The organism is Methanomicrobium sp. (assembly GCF_055145805.1).
Genome location: NZ_JBSREC010000122.1, coordinates 1 through 11,948, shown reverse-complemented (window position 1 = coordinate 11,948; position 11,948 = coordinate 1). Strand labels below are relative to the sequence as shown.

12 protein-coding genes are annotated in these 11,948 nt (G+C 40.5%); 3 read left to right on the top strand and 9 right to left on the bottom strand.

Translation table 11 applies throughout. The features are described 5' to 3' along the window. The coding region (locus tag ACTB1O_RS11445) for an efflux RND transporter permease subunit (protein ID WP_462995268.1) at positions 1-1,680 on the top strand (1,680 nt) is incomplete at its 5' end. 92 nt (positions 1,681-1,772) lie between these two features. On the opposite strand, the gene ACTB1O_RS11440 is transcribed toward ACTB1O_RS11445, so the two are convergent. The 4 genes from ACTB1O_RS11440 to ACTB1O_RS11425 all read right to left on the bottom strand — a co-directional run bounded on the left by ACTB1O_RS11440 (position 1,773) and on the right by ACTB1O_RS11425 (position 4,949). Then, positions 1,773-2,690 (bottom strand): AEC family transporter, encoded by a 918-nt coding sequence (locus ACTB1O_RS11440; RefSeq protein ID WP_462995267.1) that lies wholly within the window; start codon positions 2,688-2,690, stop codon positions 1,773-1,775. A gap of 120 nt (positions 2,691-2,810) precedes the next feature. Next, a complete protein-coding gene (locus ACTB1O_RS11435; protein ID WP_462995266.1) occupies positions 2,811-3,713 on the bottom strand; it encodes a hypothetical protein in 903 nt (300 codons plus the stop codon). A gap of 144 nt (positions 3,714-3,857) precedes the next feature. Further along, positions 3,858-4,475 (bottom strand): YIP1 family protein, encoded by a 618-nt coding sequence (locus ACTB1O_RS11430; RefSeq protein ID WP_462995265.1) that lies wholly within the window; start codon positions 4,473-4,475, stop codon positions 3,858-3,860. Between the two features lie 117 nt (positions 4,476-4,592). Further along, positions 4,593-4,949: a hypothetical protein gene (locus tag ACTB1O_RS11425; protein WP_462995264.1), complete on the bottom strand. Its 357-nt coding sequence runs from the start codon at positions 4,947-4,949 to the stop codon at positions 4,593-4,595. Between the two features lie 193 nt (positions 4,950-5,142). On the opposite strand from ACTB1O_RS11425, the gene ACTB1O_RS11420 reads away from it, so the two are divergent. Together ACTB1O_RS11420 and ACTB1O_RS11415 are read left to right on the top strand one after the other, a co-directional pair. Next, a complete protein-coding gene (locus tag ACTB1O_RS11420) occupies positions 5,143-5,427 on the top strand; it encodes a hypothetical protein (protein WP_462995263.1) in 285 nt (94 codons plus the stop codon). A gap of 197 nt (positions 5,428-5,624) precedes the next feature. Beyond that, positions 5,625-6,194, top strand: coding sequence for a hypothetical protein (locus ACTB1O_RS11415; protein ID WP_462995262.1), 570 nt, complete (start codon positions 5,625-5,627; stop codon positions 6,192-6,194). Positions 6,195-6,227: 33 nt separating this feature from the next. Here ACTB1O_RS11415 and ACTB1O_RS11410 read toward each other — a convergent pair whose 3' ends face one another. The 5 genes from ACTB1O_RS11410 to ACTB1O_RS11390 all read right to left on the bottom strand — a co-directional run. Beyond that, on the bottom strand, positions 6,228-6,821 hold the full coding sequence (locus ACTB1O_RS11410) for a YIP1 family protein (protein ID WP_462995261.1): 594 nt from the start codon (positions 6,819-6,821) through the stop codon (positions 6,228-6,230). Between the two features lie 166 nt (positions 6,822-6,987). Then, complete coding sequence (locus ACTB1O_RS11405; RefSeq protein WP_462995260.1) at positions 6,988-7,308, bottom strand: hypothetical protein; 321 nt, start codon at positions 7,306-7,308, stop codon at positions 6,988-6,990. Between the two features lie 98 nt (positions 7,309-7,406). Then, positions 7,407-8,438, bottom strand: a complete 1,032-nt coding sequence (locus ACTB1O_RS11400) for a mechanosensitive ion channel family protein (RefSeq protein WP_462995259.1) — start codon at positions 8,436-8,438, stop codon at positions 7,407-7,409. Between the two features lie 118 nt (positions 8,439-8,556). Beyond that, complete coding sequence (locus ACTB1O_RS11395) at positions 8,557-10,593, bottom strand: sodium-translocating pyrophosphatase (RefSeq protein WP_462995269.1); 2,037 nt, start codon at positions 10,591-10,593, stop codon at positions 8,557-8,559. A 332-nt stretch (positions 10,594-10,925) separates the two neighbouring features. Further along, positions 10,926-11,948 (bottom strand): DNA-directed DNA polymerase II small subunit (locus ACTB1O_RS11390; RefSeq protein WP_462995258.1); only part of this gene is annotated, 1,023 nt, incomplete at its 5' end.

The window sequence follows — 11,948 nt, the reverse complement described above, 5'->3', positions numbered from 1 at the left end:
GGTCTTGCCATGCTTCTGATGATCGTTGCAATGGTCTTTTTATTCGGGCATGTGAGATACAGAATGCTCCCTGTATTTGTTGTGTTCTGTGGAATTATCCTGACATTCGGCGTTATGGGATTTGCAGGAATACCAATCAGCACGATAGTAATCGCAGCGTTTCCTGTGTTAATAGGCATAGGAATCGACTATGCCATTCAGTTCCATTCGAGGTTTGATGAGGAGATTAGAAAATCCTCTATGAAAGACGCCATATTTACAACGGTTACAAGTTCAGGGCCTGCAATTCTTCTTGCAATGACTGCAACCGGCCTTGGTTTTCTGGCGCTTTCAATTCTTGCACCTGCACCGATGGTTGCAGACTTTGGAACGATATGCATCATAGGAATTGCCTGCTGTTACCTCTCGGCGATGATAATTGTCCCGACATTTGCAAATGTTGTCAAATACAGACCAAAGGATGGCGGTGCCGGTTTTATTGACGAGTCCGAATCCTGCCTGCCTGACCCGAAGGGAGGTGTTAAGAAGACTACTAACAAGGGCAGCTCTCTGATGGACAGGTATGATGTTCTTTTGGGAAGACTCGCAGGAAAGATTGCAAAAAATCCGATACCCCTTATACTATTCCTTCTTATGCTTGCTGTTGTTGGAATCCAGCTTGATGAGAGGGTGATAATTGACACTGATGAGGATGCGATGGTTCCGCAGGGTATGCCTGCGAAGGTGTCTATGGACAAACTTGGAAGTGTTATAGGCTCCACAAGTACGATTACAACTTTTATAAAGGCGGATTCGATAAAAGATCCTGAAACTTTGCGGTGGATAGACGGATTTGGTGATTATGCCGTTTCAAAACAGGATGACCTGACCGGTGTTACAAGTATCACAACCTATCTGAAACAGTATAACAACGGGGTTCTCCCGACTGACAAAAAAGAGATAGATGATGTCTGGGAGAGAATTCCCGAAAGCACAAGAGACAGGTATGTAAGCGGAAATATGGATTCAGTCATAGAATTTTCAATGAAGGATATCTCGATTCCGTCAACACAGGAACTCATAAAAGACATGCAAAAAGATCTCGACTGGTACGTCATGCATCCGGGAATGACAGCTGAATATACCGGTCAGATGAATATGTTCACCGACATTATTGACGGAATAAGTAAGTCAAAGAATACGATGACTTATCTCGGTTTTATACTGATATTTGCCTTTTTGCTTTTAGTATACAGAAAGTTCACTGCAGTATCCCCCCTTATTCCGATTATCATGATTGTCGGATGGAACGGCCTTATCATGTACACACTCGGCCTTACATACTCGCTTCTGACAGCAACCCTTGGTGCTATGACAATAGGTGTTGCATCGGAGTACACGATTCTCATAATGGAGAGATTCCAGGAGGAGAAAGAGAAGGGTAAGGATAAGATTACCGCGATTCAGACTGCAATTCAGAAGATTGGAACGGCTGTCTCGGTCTCCGGCCTTACAACAGTATTCGGGTTTTCAGCCCTTCTTCTCTCAACATCACCTATCATCCAGAACTTCGGGACAGTTACAGTAATAACAGTCGGATTCTCTCTTATCGGAGCTATTGTTGTTATGCCTGCCGTAATCTCGGTATTTGAGTCTTTTGGTGATTATATGGATGAGAGAAAACGCAATCGTTTAAGCTGATCTCATAAACAGAATAAAAAAACCGGAAATCTTTTTTAAAAACTTTTTTTAATCTTCATTTTTTATTAAAATAGATATTGAGATCATTTTTTTTAAAGAAGGAAAAATCCGATAACGGGAATTGTAAAAACACACAGGAGAGTTGATATGAAAACTCCCTTTGAAGCGGCATCCGAGTCTACATCATACTCTTCTGCCAAAAGTACTGCGTTTGCTGCAACCGGCATTGCGGCAAGTATCACAGGCACTCCGAGAATTAAAGGGTCTGATACAAACGGACTTAGTAAAAGGAATAATGCAAAAGGAATTACAAGGAGGCGAAATCCGGACATAACATATATCTTATAATCTGAAAACATGCCCGTTACAGGCATTGTTGCAAGAAGGGCGCCTACAACGACCATTGCCAGAGGTGTTGTAAGTGATCCGAGTATTGTTAATACATCAATAAAAGGCGCCGGAATCTGATAACCTGTAAAGAAGAACAAAAGCCCTGCAAGTGATGCTAAAATTCCGGAGTTTAAGAAGAGTTTTGGGTCAAAATAATGCCCCATATCAGGTCTTAACATCAGAATCCCTGCTGAAAAAACCAAAAATCCGAAGGGAAGCATAAAAAGAGAAGTGTAGAACACGCCCTCGGTTCCAAAAATTGCGGCGGATACCGGTATTCCCATAAAACCGAGATTTGAGAATACAAGCATAAATCTGTAAACTCCCCTTTCAAGATCGCTTTTAACAAGAAATCGTGGGATCACAAGTGCAAAGGCAAAAGAAACAAAATAAAAAATCCCTGCAATAGCAAAAATTCCGATTGTTTTATTAAAAATCTCCTGATTTAAGGGAATCTGCATTGAGACTATAATAAGGCAGGGCAGTGTGATGTTGACAAGAAAGGAGGAAAGGCCCCGTGCACCGTCTCTGTCGATTATTTTTGTCTTATAAGAGAGATAGCCTACTCCCATCAGAATAAATAAAATTACTATGCTGTTTATGATTACAAAAAAATCCATAATTTTCTTTTTACTGTTTTTTAATTATGGGGTAATAACAGGATTGGTAAACTGTTAAATTTTCATTGTAATATGGATAGCCGGGATTTTTTCCATACCTGAGTAAAAAAAAGTTTTTGATTATTCTCTTCTAAAAAGAAGAATTGCGCATCCGATTAAGCCTGCAGTAAGGAACAGTTCAAATCCGAATCCTGACTGTGTAGGCTGTGGGTTAGGTACAGATGTTTCTGCAGGAACTGCTGTTGCCGGGATTTCGGTCTGCTCTGTTTCTGCAGGTGTTGAGATAACTGTGGACTCAGGTGCTATGTCAATTTCGGATGCAAGTATTGTGCTTCTCTGTGTGTCATAGATTGTAAAGTCGGATACGGCCTGGGGGCCGACCATCCCTCCATAACCCGGGCAGGAATCAGAGAGTGCTTCTCCTGAATTGAATTTTATCTTTAAAATGTACTGATATTCGGTGTTCCATCCAAAGACATGTGTATATCCGGGATACATCTCATTTGTTTCAACAATTTTGCCGTCTCTTATTGGGGACACAATTGCTGAAGATGCTATGCAGGTCGTACCTGTGCATTCTGCACAATCAGGCTTTAACTCTGTAGTTAATGTATATCCCTGATAGAATGGGGATATCAGCCTTGAAGGATCCCCATAGGATGCAATCAGGGGAGATTGTGTGGAGCCAACATTTCCTATCTTTCCGACAGATATCCATTCCCCTCCGGGTCCTGCCAGAATCGTGGCTTCTATCGGGTCTCCCTGTTTTAAATCACTGAAGATATCGGGATTGTATACAGTTCCTACAACGATATTGTTTTTTAGACTGGATTTTGCATAGGTCACCCATTCATTTCCTGTGTAAACCGAGCTGACCTGCATTGTAAGTCTGTTCTTTGAGGGTTCGAGTTTTGAGACCTGTCCTTTATAGGTCTCCTCCATAATTACAGCAGATGCAGGAACAGCCATTAAAAGACATATAATGGCGACTGCTGCAAATGCAATAAATGATATTTTTCTCATCGCTAAAACCTCCGACAAAAAAGGGAATAATATTTCCCAATTTATGATTCAGCTTTATAAACTTTATTTGCTTTAAACTCTCTGTTTAATATTGATGGTAAAAAATAAAAGTGCAAAAAAAAAGAATTTTTGAAAAAGATTTTTTTAAAGAATTATTCCGCCTGCTGCCAGAATTCCTGTGAAGAATGCTGCAATAACAACACTGAACAGAATCATTCCGATTGCAAAGAGAATCATTGGAAGTAATACTGCCATAACAGCCTTTCCTGTCGTTATTTCATGATACTCCTTAATACCTACAATCTGGAGGATAAGAGTCCACAGGAGTGCGAGAATGTTTACATATGGTATCCATCCGAGCAGAAGATATGGGGTGTATGCATAAAACATTGATTTGATAGTCATCTCAAAGCCCTTTTCGCCGTCAAACAGCAGAACGAAGCAGTGAAGGATGAAGGCTGAGAGGAAGATTGAGAAGAGACTAAATACAAACATCAGGTAGATGAAGAAGAAGTCCAGTGCAGCAATAAAACCTCCGAAAGCAAGTATTGCATCGCCGTATCCTGCTCCAAACAGGTTTCCAACCATTGTTGCTATCTGACCTAGTGAGTTCATTCCTGTGGCAATCACCACAATTCCGTAAAGAACTGAGAAGATTAGGAGAAGGACCACGTAATACTGGTAAGCTTTACCAAGACTTTCACCCTTCTGGGCCAGAAATGTTTCCTGGGGTTTTAATAGAAAACCCTTTAATTTATCCAAAAAGCACATAACAAAGGATTATAAGTATAAATAGTATATATACGTTTTTCTCTAAAAAAGGATATTTTTGATTATATTGGAATTAAAGCTCTTAAAAACGGGCAAGGCCTGCAAAAATCAGTCTTCTTTTGATTCCTCTTTAGAGTAGGAAAATCCCAGATAACCTCCGGCAATTCCTGCAATACTTGCAAAAAGACCTGAATAAAAGGCTATGCCTCCTCCCTGTAATCCTGAGAGAATGAACACAAACGAGATAAGATTTAATATTCCAAAGAATAAAACTCCGAGACTTCCGTCCTTTACATCCTTTGGAATGCCGTTTTTCATCCTCATAGCTGATAAAACAACAATAAGGCCAATTACTACAAGAACGTACCCGGTTGATGCACCTGACTGTGAATAAATAACTCCTGACACAAGAAATAAAATTCCGCTGAGAAGTGAGACTGCAAAAGGGATCTTAAAATCTGACATATTATCAACTCTCTGTTTGTATTTTAACTGGCGGTTAATAGGAAAAAAATGTATTCTTAATTTCCCTGAATTTGTAAGAATTCAGAATTCTTTTAATTTTTGGTTATATAGTTGTTTGATATGCAAAAATGGCACACATATATATATATGATTAAAATTTAAATTAAATTGTCAATAAAAATTTGGAGTTATTATGAGCGAAATTAAAAGTTTAGGGATATTATCTGTGGCAAAAATTTTTGCTGCGATAAGTCTGGTCATAGGGCTGATAGTGGGAATTCTCTTTTTGCTGTTTGGAAGTGTTCTGGCATTAGTCATGGGTCCTCAGGTAGCAATGGGAGTAGGCGGGGGTCTTATTGCAATTATTGTAATGGCAATCGGTGGTGCAATTGTTGGATTCATCTACGGTGCAATTATTGCATTTATATACAACACTGCAGCAGGAATGTTTGGTGGCATTGAATTAGAGCTTCAGTAATGTTTTTCCGGCTTTTTTTAAAAAAGCCTTTTTTTAAATCCCCGGGTTTTTTGAACAATTCTCGTTTTTTGTGTTTTTTTGGCTTTTTTATTTTTAATCTGAGAGTATCTTCAAATTTTAATTAAGTTTAGGTCTCTGTAATTCTGTCTGCTGCAGCGGGGGAAGATATATATGCATTTTTTTCAATTTATCAATATATGAAAAAAATTGTAACATTTATTCTTCTCTTAACTTTTATTGTGGCGGGGATTGCATCTGCATATACAATTAATTTTAATGCTCCTTCCTCTGTTGAGTCTGGTTCATCTCTTTTTATTGACGGGACAAGTTCTATTCCCGCCGGATTTACAACTAAGGCAGTATTCTACAAAAAAGCCCAGGTAGGAAACAATGAGGTTGCAACTATTCCCTTTACTATTCAAAACGGAGGAAAATGGTATATCAATGTGGATACAACAGGCTGGGCAGCAGGTGAATACACAATAAATATCCCGAAAAACTCTGAGTATCCGTTCGGCTCGTCATCAGTTCTCTTAAAGGCGTTTACAGTGACGGCAGATCCGACCCCGACAACTCCTGTGATTACACCGGCAGTAACTCAGGCACAGACAGCACAGGCAACACAGACATATATGGCACCCGATATTACCGTATCTCCTGCAAAGACGCCATCTCCGACAAGCACACCAGTTTCACTCTGGATATTTCCGGCAGGATTTGTTCTTACTCTTTTCCTGTTTAAGATAAGATTAGCATCAAAAGAATAATTTTTAAAAAAAGTTAATTTTTTTATAAGTTGATCAGTTCATCATAACAGGGCCTGATTCAACAATTGCAAAAGTAAACATCAGGATTGCAAGTATAATTATTCCTATAAAGAGTATAAATGGTAATAAAACTGCAAGAACAGCTCTTGCGGTCGATATTTCATGAAGTTCGCGTACTGCAAGGGCCTCGAGTACAAGTGACCAGATCATGGCGATTATGTTTACAACGGGAATCCATCCGATGAGTGCAAGGGGTGTGCAGGAGTAAATTGCGGCTTTAAGTGTCTGTTCAAGCCCTTTTCTTCCGCCGAGAATATAGACAAACAGATGAAGGATAAGCGTACCTACAACCAGCCCTATAATTGCCCCTATAAATCCGAATACAATTGAAAAAATACCCATTACAAGAGAGGTTTCGGCAGCAAACAGCATATTGCCTGCCGGCAATATGGCGGCTATAATCCCTGTAACCAGCATACCCGTAATACCGGAAAGAATGGAATATACTGCAATTATCACAAGAAAATATGCAATTGCGGTGCCTAATTGCTCCTCACGCAAATTCTGGAAGGTTTCTACAGGATTTAATGTTATATCTTTAAATTTCTGAAAAATACTGTTTATCATCAGTATAATTCTTTTTAAAGAGCTATAAATTTTTTTACGTCCCCATTTTTCTCTTATTTTATTATCCTTACCAGAAGGTCTGCTTTATGGTACTTATAATCAAAATCCTGTAAGCGTCCAAAAGGAATTTTTTTAAAGGTCCCGGTAATTTCAAAAAGATATTAATCTAAAATGATTTTTTTGCCTGCTCTATTGCATCTTCTATTGATTTTAGCAGTATTTTTCCTGATTTTTTTGCTTTTCTCTTAATTTCTTTTCTGCCATCTTCTGTTCCGATTACGGTATTTCCAAAATTTATTACACTCTCAACCGCATTTTTTACAGATTCAGTAGTGTCTAAAATTATTTCGTCGATGTCCTCTGTATTTTCTGATTGTGTTTTGCTTTTTGCTTCTTCTTTCTGTGATGTTTTTTCCTGACTGATATCTGAGGGTTTCTCCCCTTCTATCCATCTTCCATTCTCAAAGTATCCTGTTTCTTCTGCCATATAAAATCAGTCTTGAATTTAAAAATTTATATAGATTACATTTGTGATCTGAATTGTTTTTGAAAAAAGTATTTTTGTAAAAAGTTTTAAAAAAAATTCTATTCTGATTTTTTCATATGAACATCCATCTGCGGGAAAGGAATCTCAATACCTTCTTCTGCAAATCTTCGCTCAATCTCAAAGTTTATGTGATCCTTAATCTCCCATGACATATTGAACTTCTTTGCCCAGAGAACCATCATGAAATCAAGGCTTGATGCCCCGAATTCCAGGAAATACACGCTTGGACTTGGATCATCGAGAATGAATGTTGAGTTTTTTATGGCACTGTCTGATATTTCGTAAAGAATTTCCTTAACTCTTTTAACATCGCTTCCGTATGCAACTGCCACAGGAATTTTTACCTTAAGTTTTAAATCAGGCATCGCATAGTTTGTGATGATTGTGTTTGCAATCTTTGAGTTTGGAATTGTTAAGAGCTGATAGTCCAGAGTCTTTAGACGTGTTGAACGCGGCCCGACATTGATAACATCGCCGAGATGTCCGTCGATTAGTATCCTGTCACCTACCTTAAAGGGCTTGTCAATGACAATCAAAGCTCCTCCGAAGAAGTTGGATATTAAATCCTGTGCTGCAAGTGCGAGTGCAATACCGAAAACTCCTCCTGCCGCCACAAGGGGTGTTATATCAATCTCCAGATAGCTTAAGATTAAGAGGAATGCGATAAACCATATTATGTATTTTGCCGAAACCTCCAGAATATCGATTAACTTATCATCAAGCTCGTTTTCGGTCTGCTCTGACAGCCATCTTCCGTAAAGGCCGATAAAGCTCTGGACAAATGTGGTAAAGATCCATGTTCCGAGAATGATCAGAATTGTATTGAAGTATTTCCCTTCAAGGAGCCATGCGTAGCCTGAAGGGACTGTGATGTATCCTAAGGCCAGGAAAAATGCTATAATTATTATCCCGATTGTAACCGGTTTTCTAAGGGATAACACCAGTATATCGTCCATCTTTGATTTGGTTTTATCTGCCTTTTTTTCAAGCCAGCCAAAAACCCTGTGCAGGATATATGCTGCCAAAAAACCTGCTAAAATAATTGCTAGTGCAATTGTTAAGTCTGACATTTCTGATATTATTTTAGTCAGAATATATGTTAAAGTTTGAGAGGCGGGTTTTTAAAAACCAAAATACCGGAGTATGTGAACTGAAGAAAAATGCGAAATAAAAAAGTTTGTTTGGATTTTAAAGAATAAACAGCGGTGCAAATACAACAGCAACAATTGTCATTAACTTTAAGAGGATGTTGATTGCAGGGCCTGATGTGTCCTTGAACGGGTCACCGACTGTGTCGCCTGTGACAGCAGCTTTGTGGGCATCAGAGCCTTTTCCGCCGTAATTTCCAAGTTCAATAAATTTCTTTGCATTGTCCCATGCACCACCGGCGTTTGCCATTGTGATTGCGAGCATGAAACCTGATACAAGTGAACCTGCTAAAAGTCCTCCGAGAGCACCCGGTCCGAGAATGTATCCTACAATAAGAGGTGCGGCAATAGCAAGAACGCCTGGTGCAACCATCTCTTTTAATGCGGAGTTTGTTGAGATTGCGATACATGAAGCGTAGTCAGGATCTGCCTCGCCCTCCATGATGCCCTTGATCTCCTTAAACTGCCTTCTTACTTCCATAACAATTCCCATGGCAGCCTTTCCGACAGCCATCATTGTCATTGAGGAGAAGAGGAACGGAAGCATTGCACCGATTAAGAGACCGATGAATACGTTTGAGTCCATTACATCGATATACTCAAGACCTACTGCAATTCCGTATGATGCAAAGAGTGCAAGTGCTGTTAAGGCAGCTGAACCGATTGCAAAACCCTTACCGATTGCAGCTGTTGTGTTTCCGACTGCATCAAGTGTGTCAGTAATTTTTCTGACTTCAGGCTTCTGGTGGCTCATCTCTGCAATACCGCCTGCATTATCAGCAACAGGGCCGTATGCATCGACTGCAAGAGAGATACCAAGTGTTGCAAGCATACCTACTGCCGCGATTGCAATACCATAGAGTCCGGAAAGTGTGAATGCAATGTAGATTGCAACGCCGATAATAAGAACAGACCATACTGTTGATTCCATTCCCTTTGCAAAGCCTGTAATGATGTTTGTAGCCGCACCTGTTTCACAGGATGCTGCGATTGAAAGAGTTGGTTTTCTCTCGTATGAGGTGTAGTACTCGGTAACCTGGCCAATCAGGAAACCTGCCACAAGACCTGCAACGGTTGCGAGGAATACTGAGAATCCGAAGCTTCCGAGAAGCATGTTTGTGATAAAGTATGTTCCGATTACAACAAGGATAAGTGCAGCAATAAGGCCTGAGTTGAATGCCATGTGAATTGCGGACGATTCTGTCTTCTTTGTGCGTACGAAGAATGTTCCGATTATTGATGCAACAATTCCGAATGCTGCTATGATGAGCGGGACTAAAATCACATTGACAACATCTATTCCCGGGAATGTGATTGCCGCTGTTGATGCTGCAAGAAGCATTGTTGCAAGGATTGAGCCGACGTATGACTCGTAAAGGTCAGCGCCCATTCCTGCAATATCACCAACATTGTCGCCGACATTGTCAGCGATTGTTGCAGGGTTTCTCGGATCATCCTCAGGTATTCCTGCCTCGACTTTGCCGACAAGGTCAGCTCCCACATCAGCAGCCTTTGTGAAAATTCCTCCTCCGACACGTGCGAAGAGAGCAATTGATGAAGCACCGAGTGAGAATCCTGCAAGTGTGTTTACAATTACTGAAAGTTCTGAACCTGCCATAATGTTTGTAAGTGCGATGAATGCAACAGAGAGACCGAAGAGTCCGAGACCGACAACGCTCATTCCCATAACGGTTCCTGACGCAAAGGAGACCTTAAACGCAGGGCCGATACCCTTTGTTGCAGCGTGTGTGGTTCTTCCGTTTGCTGATGTAGCTGTAAACATTCCAATGTATCCTGCTGTTGCGGACAGAACTGCACCAAGGATGAAACATCCTGCGGTGAGCAGACCGTTTGCCGGCAGAAGAACTGCAATAATAATTGCAAGCACCACAACAAACACAGCGATTGCACGGTACTGCCTGTTAAGGTAGACCATTGCACCGGAGTGAATTGCTGCGGTTATCTTTTTAACGACCTCTGAACCTTCGTCTTCTTTGCGGACGTTCATAAATGAAAATCCTGCAAATAAAAGACCAATTAAGGCACATACAGGTGCGAGATAGATCAACATATCCATAATTATTTCAACCATCCCTCAGGGAATCCGGATCTTCGGATACCCCTAAGTACAAATTGCCTATAAATGTTGACTTCCAGAATAAAAAAAAATCGCTTTTAATCGACCAACTATTATTTGACATTCAACAATCAACGAAATATTTGTGAAAAATCTTTTAAAAAAACGGCATTTTTTCTGATTTTTAAGGAAAAAAATAAAGGAGCGCTTTTTCACTCTCATAATCCTATCCTGTTAATTAACCTGCGCTCAAAAAGCGGGAAGAGAAGGGTTGTAAAATAACTGATGAAACTGTTTTACTGAGCTTTTTATTAAACCATAATAGAAAAGCGTCACTCAGTTTTTACAACAGAATCGCCGTTAAAATCAAAAAGTTCACATTCAAGCGTCTCAAGATCGACCTTATATGCTTTTGCAGGCGTCGGCTGGATGTTCATCTGCTTCTGAAAGGATGTCTGCGACTGCCACGTGCCTGTGTTCATGCACAAAACTCCCCTGTATTTTAAAAGGCCGCAGATGTGGACATGGCCGGTATGAAGGATCTCAGGGATTGGATCAATTACAAGCCTGTCTTCCTTTGCCGCACGTATAGGTGTTCTCATCCCGTATGTGCATGCAAGATGGCGTCTTTTAAGCATCTCCTTCATCATCTCCTCAGGATGTGTGTAGGAGGCGCCCGGGATCATTGAGATGAGATCATCATAGCTTCTTCCGTGATACATCAGGACTCTCACTCCCTGAAGGTTTACCATAGCGGGATTTTCCACAAGTGTAACGTTATCCGGGAAATGCTCTGTGAAGACATTGGCAAGTCCGGGCTGGGGCTCAGACATCCTTACAGCATCGTGGTTTCCCGGGGAAATTATTATCTGCATATTTTTCGGGAGCTTTGCGAGCATAGTTGCAAAGACTTCATACTGTTTATAGATATTCGGGATTGTCAGTTCCTTCTCCTGATCGGGATAGATTCCGATTCCGTCCACGAGATCTCCTGCTATTAAAAGATATTTTGCACCGCATACAGAAAGCCAGTCAGAAAATCTGTCCCACTCTTTTTGCAGGAATGTGTCACTTCCAACATGAACATCGGAGATAAAAACAGCGCTTCCCGGCTCTGAACTTTTATATGGTGCATTCCGGAGGGGAATGTCGGGGCGGAAAAGCACATCGGCAAAGACAATAGTTCCCTCGTTTGAAAGAGTGCCTTTTACCATCACAACCTCGTCCGGGATTAATTTTTCAGCTTCAAAAAAGATTTCCTGCTTTTTTCTCTCTCTCTCGGGGTCTTTGTTTGCATAATTGGAAGTTCCTGCCTGTGGATTGTAGAAAAGAACATTGATTTTATCTGTTGTATC